The organism is Thermodesulfobacteriota bacterium (genome assembly GCA_040753795.1).
Lineage (GTDB): Bacteria > Desulfobacterota > Desulfobacteria > Desulfobacterales > Desulfosudaceae > JBFMDX01.
The window spans coordinates 200,608-218,322 of record JBFMDX010000005.1 but is presented as its reverse complement, the minus strand read 5'-3'; the positions used below and the strand labels follow the sequence as shown (position 1 = coordinate 218,322).

Annotated in this window: 11 protein-coding genes and 1 pseudogene; all 12 read right to left on the bottom strand. The window is 55.8% G+C overall.

What is annotated here, in order from left to right:
* The 12 genes and pseudogenes from AB1724_08745 to AB1724_08690 all read right to left on the bottom strand — a co-directional run bounded on the left by AB1724_08745 (position 1) and on the right by AB1724_08690 (position 17,377).
* Positions 1-2,498: pseudogene (locus AB1724_08745) on the bottom strand (glycogen/starch/alpha-glucan phosphorylase).
* Between the two features lie 12 nt (positions 2,499-2,510).
* The gene (gene gpmA / locus AB1724_08740) at positions 2,511-3,200 is read right to left on the bottom strand and encodes a 2,3-diphosphoglycerate-dependent phosphoglycerate mutase (GenBank protein ID MEW6077885.1); all 690 of its coding nucleotides are present in this window, start codon (positions 3,198-3,200) and stop codon (positions 2,511-2,513) included.
* Between the two features lie 172 nt (positions 3,201-3,372).
* Complete coding sequence (gene gap / locus AB1724_08735) at positions 3,373-4,374, bottom strand: type I glyceraldehyde-3-phosphate dehydrogenase (GenBank protein ID MEW6077884.1); 1,002 nt, start codon at positions 4,372-4,374, stop codon at positions 3,373-3,375.
* A gap of 128 nt (positions 4,375-4,502) precedes the next feature.
* Positions 4,503-5,030, bottom strand: a complete 528-nt coding sequence (locus tag AB1724_08730) for a GNAT family N-acetyltransferase (protein ID MEW6077883.1) — start codon at positions 5,028-5,030, stop codon at positions 4,503-4,505.
* Positions 5,027-6,247 (bottom strand): acetate kinase, encoded by a 1,221-nt coding sequence (locus AB1724_08725; GenBank protein ID MEW6077882.1) that lies wholly within the window; start codon positions 6,245-6,247, stop codon positions 5,027-5,029. The genes AB1724_08730 and AB1724_08725 overlap by 4 nt, the downstream gene beginning before the upstream one ends.
* Positions 6,244-8,343 carry a phosphate acetyltransferase gene (gene pta / locus AB1724_08720; protein ID MEW6077881.1) on the bottom strand — a complete coding sequence of 700 codons (2,100 nt, stop codon included), beginning with the start codon at positions 8,341-8,343 and terminating at the stop codon, positions 6,244-6,246. The genes AB1724_08725 and pta overlap by 4 nt, the downstream gene beginning before the upstream one ends.
* A 12-nt stretch (positions 8,344-8,355) precedes the next feature.
* Positions 8,356-9,786, bottom strand: coding sequence for a pyruvate kinase (gene pyk, locus AB1724_08715; GenBank protein ID MEW6077880.1), 1,431 nt, complete (start codon positions 9,784-9,786; stop codon positions 8,356-8,358).
* A gap of 27 nt (positions 9,787-9,813) precedes the next feature.
* The gene (gene fbaA, locus AB1724_08710) at positions 9,814-10,842 is read right to left on the bottom strand and encodes a class II fructose-bisphosphate aldolase (protein ID MEW6077879.1); all 1,029 of its coding nucleotides are present in this window, start codon (positions 10,840-10,842) and stop codon (positions 9,814-9,816) included.
* A gap of 511 nt (positions 10,843-11,353) precedes the next feature.
* A complete protein-coding gene (locus tag AB1724_08705; protein ID MEW6077878.1) occupies positions 11,354-11,974 on the bottom strand; it encodes a class I SAM-dependent methyltransferase in 621 nt (206 codons plus the stop codon).
* The gene (locus AB1724_08700; GenBank protein ID MEW6077877.1) at positions 11,971-14,880 is read right to left on the bottom strand and encodes an N-6 DNA methylase; all 2,910 of its coding nucleotides are present in this window, start codon (positions 14,878-14,880) and stop codon (positions 11,971-11,973) included. The genes AB1724_08705 and AB1724_08700 overlap by 4 nt, the downstream gene beginning before the upstream one ends.
* Positions 14,881-15,008: 128 nt before the next feature.
* The gene (locus AB1724_08695) at positions 15,009-15,944 is read right to left on the bottom strand and encodes a DUF4238 domain-containing protein (GenBank protein MEW6077876.1); all 936 of its coding nucleotides are present in this window, start codon (positions 15,942-15,944) and stop codon (positions 15,009-15,011) included.
* A gap of 263 nt (positions 15,945-16,207) precedes the next feature.
* Positions 16,208-17,377, bottom strand: coding sequence for an ATP-binding protein (locus AB1724_08690; GenBank protein ID MEW6077875.1), 1,170 nt, complete (start codon positions 17,375-17,377; stop codon positions 16,208-16,210).
* Between the last annotated feature and the right edge of the window lie 338 nt (positions 17,378-17,715).

Here is a 17,715-nt window from a genome sequence, read left to right as displayed (position 1 = left end):
TTACCGTTTTATCCCCCAGATCTTGTTGCAATATTCCCGGATGGAGCGGTCCGATGAAAATTTTCCCATCCGGGCGGTATTCAGAATGGACATGCGGGTCCACTTTTCCCGGTCCCGCCAGGCGGCCGACACCCGGTCCTGGGCGTCAATATACGCCTGGTAATCGGCCATCAGCATGTAAGGGTCCTTATGCAGAAGATTGTCGACCAGAGGCCGGAATAGGTCCGGGGATGCGGGCGAGAAAAACCCGGAGCCGATCTGGTCGATCACCCTTCGCAGGGCTGCATTCTCCTGGTAATAACGGCCGGGGTTGTATCCGCCGGCCCTGATCTCGTCGACCTCTTCGGCCGTTAACCCGAACAGGAAGAAGTTGTCCGGTCCGACCGCCTCCCGGATCTCCACGTTGGCGCCGTCCAGGGTGCCTATGGTCAGGGCGCCGTTCATGGAAAACTTCATGTTGCCGGTGCCGGAGGCCTCCTTGCCGGCGGTGGAAATCTGTTCCGACAGGTCCGCCGCGGGATAGATCTGCTGGCCGTAAGTCACGTTGAAGTCCGAAAAAAAGACGACCGTGAGACGGTTGGCCACGTCGGGATCTTCATTGACCACGTCCGCCACCGAGTTGATCAGCTTGATGATCAGTTTGGCCAGGGCGTAACCCGGAGCGGCCTTGCCGCCGAAAATAAAGGTGCGGGGCACGATATCCAGGCCCGGGTTCTCTTTGATGCGGTTGAAAAGGGTAATGATGTGCAGCAGGTTGAGATGCTGCCGCTTGTACTCATGGATGCGTTTCACCTGGACATCGAAAAGCGATCTCGGGTCGACGGTGATGCCGGTCCGGTTGACGATCAGTTCGGCCAGGTCCGCCTTGTTGGCGTTTTTGACTTCCCGCCAGCGGGCCCGGAAATCGGCGTCATCGGCCAGGGGCGCGATTTTTTTTATTTCCTTTTCAAAACGGCTGATCCAGTCGTCGCCGATGGCCTCCGACACCAGCCCGGTCAACCGGGGGTTGCTCAGCACGATCCAGCGCCGGGGGGTGACGCCGTTGGTTACGTTGATAAATCGGTCGGGAAAAACATCGTAAAAGTCCTTAAGCACGGTCCGGCCCAGGAGTTCGGTGTGGAGGGCGGCCACGCCGTTGACATGGTGGCTGCCCACGGTGGCCAGATGGGCCATGCGCACCTGCTTTTCGCCCCGCTCGTCGATGATGGAGAGGCGGGCGGCCAGGGCGTCGTCGCCGGGGCGGAGGCCCCGGATTTCCTGGAGAAAGCGGTGGTTGATTTCAAAGATGATTTCCATGTGCCGGGGCAGGAGTTTCTGGAAAAAAGGCAGGGGCCACTTTTCCAGCGCTTCCGGGAGCAGGGTATGATTGGTGTAGGACATGCTTTTGCGGGTGACGTCCCAGGCCTTGTCCCAGGGAACGTTGTATTCGTCCACCAGCAGGCGCATGAGTTCGGCCACGGCGATGGAGGGGTGGGTGTCGTTGAGCTGGACGGAAAAGCTTTCGTGAAAGGTTTCCGGCTTTCTCCCTTTCAGCCGGTGAATGCGGAACATGTCCTGGAGGGAGCAGGAAACAAAGAAATACTGCTGGGAGAGCCGCAGGGTCTTGCCGATTTCCGGTTCATCATTGGGGTAGAGGACCTTGCTGATGGTTTCGGAAATAACTTTCTCGTCCACCGCCTTGTAATAGTCGCCGACGTTGAATGCCTGGAAATCGAAGGATTCCACGGCTTCCGACCGCCATAGCCTCAGGATGTCGATGAAGGCATTCTTAAACGCCGGGACAGGAGTGTCATAGGCCACACCCTTGATCACCCGCCGCGGTACCCAGCGTACCCGGTAGCGGCCTTTTTCATCCGTGTAAGGCTCGGTGTGTCCGCCGAAATTCACGTAGTAGGCGTATTCCGGCCGCAGGATTTCCCAGGGATTCCCCAGGCGCAGCCACTTGTCGGTCTTCTCCACCTGCCAGCCGTCATGAATCTCCTGGTCGAATATGCCGAATTCGTAACGGATGCCGTAGCCGATGGCCGGCACGTTCAGGGTGGCCATGGAATCCAGGTAGCAGGCGGCCAGCCGGCCCAGGCCGCCGTTGCCCAGCCCCGGCTCCTCCTCCTGGGTCAGCAGGTAGTCGAGGTTGGAGCCGAGCTGGGCCAGGGCCTCCCGGGTGTTCTCGAAAATGCCCAGGTTGACCAGGGCGTTGCCGAGATGGGGCCCCATGAGGAACTCCGCCGACAGGTAGCTGACGATCCTGGCGTCCGGGTCCCTCAAATGGTTGATGAGATTGGCCCAGCGTTCGAACATGCGGTCCCAGGCCATGTGGGGGCCAGGGCCAGGTACCATTCGTTGCGCGTGGCCATGGGGGGCGTCCGGCCCTGGGAATAGATCAGGTGGTCGATCATGGCCTGCTTGATGGCCTCGACGCTGTTTCCCCGGCGGGGATCGATGGTTTCGGCCGCGGGCGGTCGGGCCGGGTCGCTTTTTTTCTTTGTTTTTGCTGCCATGTTTTCGTCCTGTCATTCCAAGTAGTATCGGCGGATGGGCCTCATGTCGTCTTCGAGTTCGTATATCACCGGCACGCCGGTAGGAATATTGAGATCGGCGATATCTTCGTCCGGGATTCGCTCGGTGTACTTGATCAGCCCCCTGAGGGTATTGCCGTGGGCCACGATCAGTGCCCGTTTCCCCGCTCGAATGGCCGGGGTGATATTCTCCTGGGCAAAGGGCAGAAGCCGGTCGATGGTTTCCTTGAGGCTCTCCGTGCCCGGTAGATCCTCGGGGTGGAAACAGGTGTATTTGGAATCATGGCAGGGGTGGCGGGGGTCTTCCGGTTCAAGCGCCGGCGGCGGCACGTCAAAGCTCCGGCGCCAGAGGGCCACCTGTTCCGGGCCGTGCTTGCCGGCGGTCTCGGCCTTGTTCAGGCCCTGGAGGGCGCCGTAGTGCCGTTCGTTCAGGCGCCAGTTGCTGATGACCGGGATCCACATCAGGTCCATCTCCTCCAGAACCAGCCAGAGGGTCTTGATGGCACGCTTCAGGACCGAGGTGAAGGCCACGTCAAACGTGAAACCGCCTTCGCGCAGCAGACGCCCCGCTCTCCTTGCCTCGATGATGCCCTGTTCGGAGAGCGGCACGTCGGTCCAGCCCGTGAACCGGTTTTCCCGGTTCCACTCGCTTTCGCCATGCCTGAGCAGGACTAATGTTTTCATGACCACTCTCCGTTATTGTTTAAAAAAACCAGTTTCCAGTTCGGAAATGAGAATTTTTCCGCAAGATCAAGGAAAACAAGGGATTCTGCGGAGGCGTACTTTTTGTACGCCGCACAAAGAATCCCGCAGTTTGACACAGAGATTGCGGAAAAAGGCCATTTCCGGCTGGAAACTACTTGACCGAAGCCATATGAAGCATCAGATCGGCGCACTTGCAGGAATATCCCCACTCGTTGTCATACCAGGAAACGATCTTGACGAAATTGTCGTTAAGGGGGATGCCGGCCTTGGCGTCAAAAACCGAGGTGCAGGTTTCGCCGATAAAATCCGAAGAGACCACTTCGTCCTCGGTATATCCCAGGACGCCTTTCATGGTGGTCTCCGACGCTTTCTTCATGGCGGCCTTGATGTCGTCGTACTTGGCCGGCTTGGCCAGACGGCAGGTCAGGTCCACCACCGACACGTCGGCCGTGGGTACGCGGAAGGCCATGCCGGTCAGCTTGCCGTTGAGCTCGGGAATGACCTTGCCGACCGCCTTGGCCGCGCCGGTGGAAGAGGGGATGATATTGAAGGCCGCGCCCCGGCCGCCGCGCCAGTCTTTTTTAGACGGGCCGTCCACCGTCTTCTGGGTGGCGGTGGTGGCATGGACCGTGGTCATGAGGCCTTCGACGATGCCCCAGTTGTCGTTGAGTACCTTGGCCACGGGCGCCAGGCAGTTGGTGGTGCAGGAGGCATTGGAGACGATGGCTTCGCCCTTGTACTTGTCGTGGTTGACCCCCATGACGAACATGGGCGCGTCCTTTGACGGCGCCGAGATGACCACCCGTCTGGCCCCGGCCTTGATGTGGGCGCCGGCTTTCTCCAGTTCCGTGTAGACGCCGGTGGATTCCAAAACGTATTCCGCGCCGCAGGCGGTCCAGGGGATTTCATCGGCTTTCATGGCCGAAAACACGCTGATGGTGTTGCCGTTGACGACCAGCTGGCCGTCTTTGGCCTCGGCCGTGCCTTTGAAACGGCCGTGCACGGTATCGTACTTGAGCATGTAGACCATGTAGGTCGGATCGATGAAAGGATCATTGATGCCGACAATTTCGATCCCCGGGTTGCTGCTGGCCGCCCGAAAGAACAATCTTCCGATCCGGCCGAAACCGTTAATACCGACTTTGATTTTCATGACTTACTCCTTTCCCCCAATTAAAAAATTGATAATGAAACAGCCGTTACTTCACTGTTTCTTAATACATTTTCCCGTAAATTGAAAGAATGCGATCGTAATCCGCGCATCATTACTATTAATAGATATTACCCGGTCAGGGACATGGTCACATGGGTCACGCCCGATTCCTGTTTGAATTTAATCGGAAAACCGCCGCGCTTGAACACCTTCAGCATGGGCGTGTTCTCCGACAGGACTTCCGCGCATAACGCTTTGATTCCTCTGTCTTTCGCGATTCCGGCCAGGCGCTTGAACATCAGGCCGCCCAGGCCGAGGCCGTGATACCCTTTGCGGACGGTAAACGCCACCTCCGCCATGTCCGGATTATCGAATACGGCATAACGGCATCCGCCGATCAGTTTTCCGTCCTCCTGTTCCGGCAGGCAGGTCACCAGCGCCACCACCCGGTCAAAGTCGACCTCGGTGGCCGCCTTCAGCTCTTTTTCGGAAAAGTTTTTTTTCATTGAAAAAAAACGGCGGTAGAGGGACTGGTCGTCGAGTTCCTTCAGTGCCGCCACCAGTTCATCCCGGTCGGTCGGACGGATGGCCCGGATAGTCACCCGCCGTCCGTTTTTAAGCGTCTCGTCAGCCGCGTAGTTTTTTATCTCCATCATGCCTCCGGGTTCCTGCCGGCCTTGATCGTGGCAATGGTCTGCCGGGCGATTTCCAGTTCTTCGTTGGTAGGGATGACCAGCACTTTGACCCGGCCCCGGTCGTCCTGGATTTCCGTGACCGGTCCGGCGACCCGGTTGTTTCTGCCCGGATCGACCATGATGCCCAGGGCTGACAGGCCCCGGCATGACTTCTCCCTGACGGCCGCCGAATTTTCTCCGATCCCGCCGGTAAAGACGATGGCGTCGACGGTGCCCAGGGCCGCGTAATAGGCGCCGATGTATTTTTTGACGCGATAGCAGAACATGTCCAAAGCCAGCCGCGCCCGGGCATTGCCTTCGCCGGCCCGGCGCTGGATTTCCCTCATGTCGTTGACGCCGCACAGGCCCTTGAGCCCGCTTTCCCGGTTGAGGACGGCTTCCATTTCCTCCACCGGCCGGCCGGTTTTCCCGGCCAGGAAAAAAGGAATGGCCGGATCCAGATCGCCGCAACGGGTTCCCATGACCAGGCCCTCCAGGGGGGTCAGCCCCATGGAGGTGTCGACGCACTTGCCGCGTTCGATGGCGGCCGCACTGGCGCCGTTGCCCAGGTGGAGGGTGATCAGATTGAGTTTTCCCGGCGGAGCGTTAAGATGCCGGGCCGCTTCTCCGGCCACATAGCGGTGAGATGACCCGTGGAACCCGTAGCGGCGGACGCCATGGTCCTGGTAGTATTCATAGGGCAGGGCATAGAGAAAAGCCTCCGGCGGCATGGTCTGGTGAAAGGCCGTGTCAAAGACCGCCACCTGAAGCACCTCGGGCAGCATTTCGCGCATGACGGTAATGCCGGTAATGTTGGCCGGATTGTGGAGCGGTGCCAGCGGCACCAGTGCCCTGAGGGTATCCAGTGAGGACTCGTCTATGATGACGGGCCGCGTGAACTTTTCGCCGCCGTGCACCACCCGGTGGCCCACGCCGAATATATTCATCTGAGCGCTGTCCGCCCGTGCCCGGCCCGACACGTCCAGGATACAGGCAAACCCTTCGCGGTGGTCGGCGACGGGGCGCTTTTCAACCTGTTCATGCCAGGCGCCGTCGGCGGTGCGGTAGCGGTGCTTCAGGCGGCTGTCCGGCCCGCCGATGTTTTCCAGGAGGCCGGCCGTGACCGGGATCAGCCCGTTCACGTCGAAGGTTTCGTATTTGATGGAGGAGCTTCCGCAATTGACGACAATGACTCTCATTTTCCGACTCCCGCGGTCTGGGCCTGAATGGCGGTGATGGCCACGGTGTTGACGATGTCGGTGACCGTGCACCCCCGGCTGAGGTCATTGACGGGTTTGTTAAGGCCCTGGAGAACAGGCCCGACGGCCACGGCATCGGACGAGCGCTGGACCGCCTTGTAGGTGTTGTTGCCGGTGTTCAGGTCCGGGAAAATCAGGACCGTGGCGCGGCCGGCGACCTCGCTTCCCGGCAGCTTGGTCCTGGCCACACCGGCATCGACCGCGGCGTCATACTGGATGGGGCCTTCGATTTTCAGATCGGGCCGATTTTTTCTGGCGATTTTCGCTGCCTCCCGGACCTTGTCGACTTCGGCGCCCTTGCCTGAATCGCCGGTGGAATAGCTGAGCAGGGCGACCCGGGGCTCGATGCCGAAGGACCGGGCCGTCTCGGCTGAGCTGACGGCGATATCGGCCAGTTGCCCGGCGTCCGGGTCCGGGTTGACGGCGCAGTCCCCGAATACGACCACGTGATCGGGCAGGCACATGAAGAACACGCTGGAAACAATGGCGCAATCCGGCCGGGTCTTGATGATTTCAAAGGCCGGGCGGATGGTGTGCTGGGTGGTGTTGATCGATCCGGACACCATGCCGTCGGCCTCGTTGAAATGGACCATCATGGTGCCGAAATAACTCACGTCGGCCATGACATCAAAGGCCATCTCGAAGGTGACGCCCTTGTGCTTGCGGAGTTCGCTGTAAGCTTGCGCGTAGACCGTCCGCCGGTCCGAGGTCAGGGGATCGACAATATTCACGCCGGCCAGGGAAATACCCAGGGAGGCCGCCTTGCTCCGGATGGCCTCCGGATCACCCAGCAGGGTCATCCGCACCACCTGGCGCATGGCCAGGATTTCCGCGGCCCGGAGGATTCGTTCCTCCGATCCTTCCGGAAGGACGATGTGCTTTTTGTCCGATTTGGCCCGCCGGATGATTTCATATTCAAACATCAGGGGCGTGATTCGGTCGGAACGGTCGGCGGCGAGGCGTCCCATGAGTTCGGCGGCATTGATCCGGGATTCGATGATGCCCAGGGCGGCGGCTATTTTCCGGCTGTTGCCGGCGTCAAGAATCCCTTCCAGGGAGCTGACTTTCAGGGCCGTGGTGTAGGTATCCGTCGGCATGGCGATGACCGGCACGGGGATGTCCCCGAGTCCTTGCAGCAGCCGCATGACCTGGGCCGAGGGCCTGATCCCTCCGGTCAGAATAATGCCGGAGATGCGGGGGTAGGTTTTGGCATGATCGGCCAGAAGACTGCCGATGATGATATCGGAACGGTCGCCGGGCACGATGATAAGGCTTTCCTCCTCGATATGATCCAGAAAGTGGGGCAACTCCATGGCCGCCACCTTGAAGTTCCTGACATCCCGGTTCAGGCTTTCCGCGTGACCGATGAGCAGGTCCGCGCCGAGGACCACGGCGATTTCACCGACTGTTGGTTTTTCAAGGATATCCAGTTCCGGGAGAACATAGGCGGGAATACCGGAGGGCATGAGCATTTTCAGTTCTCCGGCGACCGCGTCGACCCGCGACGGGGCAACCCGGTTGACGGCCAGGGCCAGGACGTCGCACTTGCGATCCTGGAGAGAGTCGATGAAAAGCTGGGCGGCGTCGATGATTTCCGTGAATTCCCTGCCGTATCCATTGACGACGGCCAGCATGCCGCATCCCAGGTTGTTGGCCAGCCGGGCGTTGAAGTCGAATTCAAAAGTCACGGCGGCGCCGGTAAAATCGGAGCCCACGGACAGAATGACGTCGCATTCGCTTTCCAGGGCTTTGTATTTTTCCAGAATCAGCTTGAGCAGGTCGTCCGGCCGGTCCTGAATCAGCAGCTCTTTGGCTTGGTCGTAGGTACAGCCGTAGAGTTTCTCATAAGGAAACGTCAGATTGTATCGCCCGGTAATAAGACGGGTGATATGATCCTGCCGGTTGTCGCCCGCGACCATTGGGCGGAAAAATCCCACTCTTCCCCCCCGGCCGGCCAGCATTTCCATGACGCCCAGAGCCAGGACGCACTTGCCGCTGCGGGGTTCGGCGCTGCCGATGTATATCCCTTTACTCATGATGTTTCCGTTTTACTGGTTATGAATCCGGATGATTTCCATGCGGTTGTTGGCGTTGGGGAACTTGGAGGACGGGCCTTCCGTCAGGATCGCCATCTCACCCGTCACTCCATGCGTTTTCATCCATTCCCGGATAAAGGTGTTCCAGTCTTCCGGATGATCCGGATCGTAAACCGGATAGACGCCGTTAGAGAATACGAGGTTCTGGCAGGTCCGCTCCTGGGAACTGACCGCGATGGTCCAGACCGGGAGCTTGAAGCGCGACAGGCTCCGGGCGGTGCCGCCGCCGTGGGTGGGCGTGAACACCGCCGCCGGCAGGGCATATTCCAGGCAGGATTCGACCGCGATGGCGATGAGATGATCGGGCTTGAGACGGTTGCGGATGTCGGCATCCTGAAACATTTCTTTGACCGTTATCTGCCGCCGCTTCGGTTCCACGGCGGCGGCGATCTTGACCAGCATCTCCACGGCCGCCACGGGATACCGGCCCATGGCCGATTCGCCCGAAAGCATGACGCAGTCGGTGCCGTCGAGAATGGCGTTGGACACATCCGTGGCCTCGGCCCGGGTCGGCCGCTTGTTTTCGGTCATGGATTCCAGCATCTGGGTGGCGGTGATGACCGGCCTGGCCCGGCGGTTGGCCTGCTTCATGATCTCCTTCTGGATGACGGCGATTTTTTCGATGGGGACCTCGACGCCCAGGTCCCCCCGGGCGATCATGATGCCGTCGGAGGCGTCGAGGATATCGTCCATGTGATCCAGGGCGTTGGACCGCTCGATCTTGGCGATGATGAAGGGGTGGTAGTCCAGGGCGTCGGCCGCCTGGCGCACGGCCCGGATGTCGTCGCCGCTCTCGACAAAGGACTGGCAGACGGCGTCGACCTTCTCCTCGGCGGCGAACCTGAGGCACTCGTGGTCGCGTTCCGTAAAGGCGCTGATGCCCAGGCGGATGCCCGGCAGGTTGAGCCCCTTACGGGACCGTAATTCACCACCGGCCACCACCCGGCAGACGACGTCGTTCCCCCTGACCTCGGTCACATCGATCTGGATGATGCCGTCGTTTAAAAAGAGAGTGTCGCCGGCCTTGACCGCCTGGGGCAGGGTCTGAAAAGAGACCGAGGCTTTATCCGCGTCTCCGATAATGTCATCGGTGGTCAGCATAAAGGTGTCGCCCGGCAGGAGTTCCACCGGTTCCCCGGCGATCTTGCCGATGCGCATCTTGGGCCCGGACAGGTCGGCCATCAGGACCACCCGACGGCCGACGGCCCGGGCCGCGGCTCTCAGGTTGTTGACCACTTTCCGGTGGCTGTCAAAGGAGCCGTGGGAAAAGTTGAGTCGGGCGATGTTCATCCCGGCCCGGATCATTTTTTCCATGACTTCCGGCGATTCCGAAGCCGGTCCGATGGTGCAGATGATTTTTGTTTTATTGGCAGGAAGCGTCATTGTCGTCTGTCTCCTTATGTTTGTCTTTTACCCCTTGAACATCGTTGTTCCGACGGACCGCAGATCGCCGGCCGCTACTTTCACCCTTTCGGCCATGGCTTTTTCCCCCTGGGCCAGGTAGTTGCGGGGGTCATAGAGTTTCTTGTCCCCGACTTCGCCGTCAATCTTGAGCACGCCGTTATAGTTCTTCAGCATATGATCGGCAATGGGACGGGTGAAGGTGTACTGGGTGTCGGTGTCGATATTCATTTTGATGACGCCGTAGTCGATGGCCTCGTGGATGTCGGCGATCTCCGACCCGGAGCCGCCGTGAAAGACGAGGTGAAAACGGGCGTTTTCCCCGTATTTCGCGACCACCGCCTCCTGGCAGTCCTTGAGAATGGACGGCTTGAGTTTGACATGGCCGGGCTTGTATACCCCGTGGACATTGCCGAAGGTGGCGGCCAGCAGGTAGCGGCCGCCCTGGACGGCGTTCAGCCGCCGGGCTACTTCCAGGGTGTCCTCCGGGGTGGTATAGAGCTTGGCGCCGGCCTCGCCTTTGACGCCGTCCTCCTCTCCGCCCACCACGCCGGCTTCTATTTCCAGGATGAGTTCATTCTTCCGGAACCGCTCCAGCAGTTTGACGGCGATATCGAGATTCTCGGTAAGGGGCAGGGCGCTGCCGTCGAACATGTGACTGCTGAACAGGTTCGGCAGCCCCGCGGCCCGCCGCCGCTCCGTCTCTTCCACCAGCGGCATGACAAACTGGTCGAGCTTGTCCGCCTGGCAGTGGTCGGTGTGCAGGGCGACATAGATCGGGTATCGGGCCGCGGCCCGGTGCACGTGCTCGGCGATGGACATGGCGCCAAGGGCCATGTCTTTTACGGCTGAACCGGAAGCAAAAGCCCCGCCGCCGGTGGACACCTGGACGATGCCGTCGCTTTTGCTTTCGGCCAGGCCTTTGAGCACCGCGTTGGCGGTGGTCAGGGAGGTGACGTTGATGGCGGGATAGGCAAAACGGCCTTCCCGGGCCCTTTCCAGCATTTTACAGTAAGTTGCATAATCAGCTACCGGCATGAATGCCTCCGTTGTCTTCTCTTTTTGGGTTATATACGACGCAATCGACGAAAAATATCCGCTCAGTGATCGTTGAATAAGTTGAAGGGTCGTTAGAAGTTCTTATTAATATAAGGTTGTTCGTACAAAATCAATCCAATTTTTATATTACCGCCGGCGCCGACGCTCCGGGATCGGGTCACAATAACCCCTGATCATAGTTGACGATGACGCGGAAGTCATCCTTGTCCTTATGGCTTTCATGGACGGGGAGGGGGACGTTCTTAACTTGTCAACTTGACGCGGAATGGCAGTTCGCTGCCAGTGTTCGAAGGACAAGGGGGCGGATGTTGAAGCGCCCTGGCGCTGAGGTCATTTTCTTCCTCGTCATCCCGGCCCCGGGTAGGCATCATTTCCGAGGTCATCCCGGCCAGTGGAGCAAAGCGAAACTAGGGCCGGGGTGACGAGTTACATTGGATTACGGTACCGGTTTATCTGCTTAGACGGAAATTAGTATGATGGCACCGTAATACTATCCTTCTCTTTTAAACAGCGCATAAATGTATGGCCTGGGATCACCGGAAGGATTGATGTAAGTGTAGTCAAATTGAGACACAAGCGTAAAGGCCGCCCCCAGCCTTTGAGAGAGTTCATCAACGGAATATCTGTGAAGCGTCAATCCGGCGCATTTGGGCGCACCTGTTAATGAAAACTCGGCAAATATGGCATGGCCCCCTGTCTTTAAGATAGACGTAAGGTTTTTAAAATATCCTGCAATGTCATTTTCTTCGGTTAGAAAATGTAAGACAGCCCTGTCAATCCAGACATCCGTTTCCGGTATGAGACCGGTAATCGGTTGCGCAATGTCCTGGCAAAGCCATATAATTTTCCCGCTGCCCTCTTTTAATCGTCGTCTTACCCGATTTAACGCCTCCTCGCTGATGTCATTGAGGATCAGCTTGCCTGTATTAGGAATAAGGTCGTCTATGAGAATGGAAGTGCCGGCGCCGGGGAGAAAGACGGTGGCTTTTTCCAGGCCTGGAATTTGGCTCAGCAGCTTGAAAGTCTGGGCGGTATCTTTTTCGTACCACCCCAATTTTGTATCTTCTGTCCTGTTAAACAGATTATCCCAATGGCTCTTGTTGGATGTCATGGAACCCTCCGGTCGTTTTCAACGATTTTGATTTCCTCTTCGGTCAGGCCGTATAGTTCATACACCAGACGGTCGATCTCCACATCGGTCGCCGTGACGGCATTTTGCAATGCGGCTTTTTCGGATTCTGATGTGGCCTCGCGTAGCTTCGGCGTCAGTGTTAGCATCTTGTCCACCAAAGCTACCAGTTTGTCGTGGCGCCCTTTATCGGCGGGATTTGAAAGCTGTATCCTTGGTATCGGAAAAGCTCGAATATCCCCGATGAGAACTTTGGGAAACGCATGCCTAGTTCCCTTAGGCGAGGCGTAACGATGAAACCAACTCAGAAAACGGGAATTCAAAATTCCGAGCAGAAACTTCAGATGAAGATTTTCCACAACCAAGCATGAAATGATGCCTGGATCATGATAAAGAACTGCATCGCAATAGCATGCAGCAATTCTTGGCGGATGCCCACCAGTTATCTCTTGAATTAAGATCCGGGAGCCTTGAAAGTACTTGGCCTTTCGCGGACGGTGCAACCAGTCACCATAACGCAGATACTCGACGGTTTTGAGCGTGAGACAATACCTAGTGATCGCCCGTCCTTGAATCCATATCCCGTACTCATCAGATAATCTCTTAGGGGAATGGAATGCTCGCTTTTCGATTGTCTCCTTCGAATGGTTCTCTTTCGAATATGGCACAATTCCTTGCATGACGTCCAAAAATCGGAACGCCTGTGCACAGCGGTCGCCAATGCGGTTGATAATTTGAGAGACTTCCCTTTTCTGAAATATCTGGAACTGTGCATCAGGAGACGTTTTCCACTCCGCTGTGTTTACTTTGTAGTTCTCTTCAAACTTGCATTGCGCTAGGTTTGACAGGTCGGATTTAGGTCTCAGGATATTGATTTGACACTTATCCGTCTCTCTTCCCTTGGTGAATGCAAAAATGAGACAGTTTGCGCTTACGCCTTTGAACACCTTCTGAGGTAATGTTGTGATCGAAGCGATGTTTCCGTTACCGAGAAGTATCCGACGAAGTTGTTCGGCTTGAGGAACTTTGATCCACGAGTCTGGAGTGATAAAAGATGTGTGCCCATTGTTCCTAAGAAGGGTATTAGCCTTTTCTATGAAGAATAGGTAGCTGTCATGATTTCCTTGGAAGCATGAATAGCTCTGCGACAGATACTTCTTCTCTTCATCAGAGAGACTTGCTCCCCAAGGTGGATTCCCAATCACCACATCGACCCCCCCGGCTTTCATGGCGTCAGGGAATTGCGCGGACCAGTCAAAGGCGCGGACGCGGACGAGGTCTTCGGGAAGCATGGAGAAGTCGGAGGCGATCAGGGAGTTTCCGCACTTTATGTTGTCCGATAGATTCGGCAGGGCGCGTTCGTGGAAAAGAAGCATCTGCTTGGAGAGGGAGGTATCGTTTTCGCCTTCCAGGGCTTTTAACAACAAAGAGAGCTTGGTGGTTTCAACGGCCTGTTGGTCGATATCGACGCCGAAGATGTGGGTGGTCAGGATGCGTTTGCGTTCGGCGATGGTAAGACAGGTTTCGCCCTTGGAGTTCTGATAGACGGCTTTGCCATGTTTCTTGGAAGGGTTGGCCTGGTACCAGTTCAGGCAATGGTCGAGCAGGAACTGATAGGCGCCCAGGAGGAAGGAGCCGCTGCCGCAGGCCATGTCAAGCACACGAAAGGGAGGTCTGGTTTTGCCGCCGGAAAGATCGGCGGGGCTTTTGCCTTCAATCTGCTTGCCGATGGTGTTGTGGACGATGTAATTCACGATATAGGCCGGGGTGTAGTAGACGCCGCCGGCCTTGCGCACTTCGGGTTTTTCCTCGACTTTGGCCTGATGCCCGGCAGTCAGGCGGATGACCTTGCCCAAAAAGCGCTCATACACCGTACCCAGAATTTCCACGGGCAGGACGCCGAAGTGGTAAGGGCAACCATGCTCAAAGTAGAGGCTTTGAAGAATGGTTTTGATGGTTTTGTCGTCCACTGCCAGGCGCGGCGTGAGCGTGTCCGGCGCATCAGACACGCCGTGTTCTTTCTGAAAATGAAACAGACCGGAATTATATTTCTTATCGGCCTTACGGCATAATCCGCTCATAAAACGGTCGTAGATGTCGGGCTGCTCACAGAGTTTGAGCAGTTGCCCGTAAGACTCCAGCCCGCGATCCTCGGCCATTCGCAGGAAGATGATCCGGTCAATGATCCGTTGAACGGCGGCGTTGAGATCGTCCGCCGACAAATCGCTGTTGCGCAGGGCGAGATTCCGCGCCAGCACATCGCGCCAGCCTTCGATATCCTTCAGAAACTCGCCGTCAACCTCGGAGGTGCCGCGCTTACGCTTGGAGGCGGCATACTGGTCGAATGTCCCGGACCAGACGGCCTCACGCGAGAACACGTCCCAAATCTCCTGCCAGCGGTCAGGGTACTCGGTGAACCCGAAATACTGGATGCGGGCATGGCTGGCCTTATCGCCGGGTCGCGGGCGAGAGGCGCAATCGTACACGCCCAGTTCATCGAAGTCGGTCAGGATGGACAGGGCCAGTTTGGCGCTGAAGCCATAGCGGCGAAGTTGATAGGCCGGCGCCGGATCGGCGCTGATATTAACGCCGCACTTCTTGGCTTCGACGTAGAACTTCGGCAAGGTGCCGACGCGGAAAGTGTAGTCGGGCGCCTTCTGTTGGCCTTCCACATCCAGGCTGTCTTCGGTAATGACTTCGCGATACTGGGGCGCGGCCATGGCGGCGTTGCGCATGTCCCAGCCCAGGGCTTCGAAAAAAGGGTCTATGAGCGATTGGCGGACGTGGGCTTCCTTGACGCCAGGGGCAAGGAAGGACTGCCGGTTAACGGCGAAGTACTGACACAACTTGGCAACTTCATCTTTGCCCTGGTCGAATGTCTTACTCATACGTATTCAATCCTTATCCACGGTTACCGGCAACATTCAGACGCCCAACGAAAAAATCAGCCGGATCATAGCGATCGGCTGGATTGACCTTGTGATGCAATTCTTCTTTCTTTTGTAAAATATTCCAATCATACCCTTTTGAAATCGACAGGAACCCTTTCTTTTTCTTCCAGCATCTTAAAGAGTTCCGGGATAATGATGTTGGTCTTGTCATATTGAACATGCAAGTCATGGTGCTTTATCAGTGCCTCAAGAAAAGCTTTGTTTTGACAGGCAACAAATCTCTGAGCTCTTTCTATGATTCCGATACCGTACTGCACTGCGAAACCGGGAGGGAGTGTTTTATCAGTATGTTTATGGCCAGCGACCAAAAGAATGTTTCCAGAGATCGGAAAAATGAATTCTTTTAGACAGTTGACAGGATCGTGGTCGTTGTTGCCGTGAGCAACGATCGGATTGTCTCCTACGATAAACCACTTACCCTGATCTCCCGAATAGACGAATCGCCAGTCATCAATGCTATGCCACCAGTCCTTGTCTTTAAAAAATGGGGCGAATGGCACTATGCTCCTGGCAGTTTTCTTGAAAGCTGGAGAGGTTCTTATTCTTTCCACTACCTCTTTTGGCACAGTTTCACCGGTTTTACTTAGGAGCTTGAAATAATCAAGATCGTTATCTCCATCAAAAAACTCTCTTGATAGTTCTTCTGCGAGTTTGATATTGCTCGGCAGCCTCCAGTACAGAAACGACAAGAAAAGAAAAAGTTGCATTTTGTCCAAAGGTTCAATGGGTGCGTCAAAACTAGACCCTCTGATTTTGTCCAACGGCCCCCAAGATTGATTCTCAATCCCCGTGTAGAGACCTTCTAAGAAATCTGAGAACCCCCCATCCGGTAGTTCGACTGTATTCAAATCGTTTTCAAAAAAAGCGGCATCAGGAGCGGTGGGAAATATCTTGGTAGTAGATTTGTCATAGACGAAGAAACCACCCTCTTTATCAGTAAATCCCTTTAAGTAATGTCTGGGAAGATAATGGTGTTTTTTACTCGAAGTCTTCTTCGTCATCGGTGTTAATCTTGCACTCCAATATTTCGAAGAATCAATGCACCATGACTTTTGTCTCAAAAACATAACATTATATTTATGTAGACTGCTTGTTTATAACCCCTTTTTGACATTCTGCCACATCTCTGATTATTTACAAGCGGTCTGCGCAAAAATTATGCATGTTCATAAATCTACTGAAATTCAAATAATTATGGAATTGTAAAAAGGGGGACAGTTTACTTAATTGGTGACATATTTCCGGGTGCCTCTGCCATCGTCAATTAAGTGAGACTGTCCCCCTTTTTACTCCCGGACAAATCCAGGCCGGCCAGCCATTTGTGGGCCGCGCGGATTTCCGGCCCTTTTAAATACGTTTTTTCCTTTTTCAGCGCTTTGACCAGCTGGATTTTTCTGGTTCCGGGAAAATATTTCTCAAACGCGGCAAAATTGGGGCTCAAGGCGTTGTCCTGCCATTTGACCTCCAGCATCAACAAGGGAGCCTCGTTACGGGTAACCAGAAAATCGATCTCCTTGCCTTCCTTGTTTTTCAAATAATAAAGCCGGCTCTCTTCGCCGAAACAGTCTTCCAGATAATGAATTTCTTTAATCAGGGCACAGGCCACCAGGTTTTCCATCTTTACCCCCGGGTCCCCGATCACCTGGCCGGTATCGTAAAAATAGAATTTCGGAGATTTTAATATCGCCCGGGCAATATTGTTGTGATACGGCGGCACCTTGAAAATGACATACATATTTTCAAGAATGGTCAGCCAGCGCTTGACGGTCTTGTCCGAGCACCGCAAGTCTTCCGCCAGAGAGCGGTAGGAAACCGGGCTGCCCACGCGCCGCTTCAACAGCTGAATCAGGGTCTCAATGGCCGTGATCTGCTGAACATCCTCCAACTCGATCAGATCCTGCCGGATGATTATATCCAGATGCGATTTCTGCCAGCGCTTGTAAAACGGCTGACTGCCCTTTAAAAACGGCTCCGGAAAACCGCCGGCATCCAGCAACTTATCCAGCTCCTTCTCCAGATGGTCCGGTTTCAGAACGGCGTTGATTTCCTTCAGGTCCAGGGGATGCAGCCGGAACTGAAAAAACCGGCCCGCCAGAGAATCGCCGGCTTTTCTGTAAGTGTCCAGCCGGGCGCTGCCGGTAACCAGCAGGGACGGCGGTATCCCTTCGGTATCAAAGATGCCTTTCAGCCACGACTTCCAGTTTTTCTGTTTATGCAGCTCATCAAAAATAATCAGTTCCTTTGACCGGTCCCAGGATTTTTCCAGCAGGTCCGCCCGGTGCTCGGCATTGTCATAATTAAAATAATCAAAGCTGTCGGTCAGCATTCTGGACAGCGTGGTCTTGCCGGCCTGCCGTGGCCCTGTCAGGAGGATGATCTTCTCCGGCAGATCCTTTTTAATGTATGTTTCCAGGTAACGTTTCATGCTGACCATTATGCCTGTGACTCCGAAAAAGTCAAGACTTTTCCGATTTTCATGCCGAATTAGCCATTCGAGATCAGCCACGGGATTTTTTACCTGGGGAGAATTTGGGCGATGTCATCAACCTGGTTTGCCATTATCCGCTGACCCCGGCTCTTGTTGTTATAAAAAGCCGTAGTAGCGGACCATCTGCTGGAATCCATTGTACCTGACGGTACATCCGTGCTGAAAGAGGCTCTTTGTTTTACAATGCCGATTTTAAGTTTGAAAATAACGGTTTAAGCGATAAAAACGCTTTCTCTTGGAAAATATTTTCTGATATATAAAGAGGTTATGCAGGTCCGACCCCA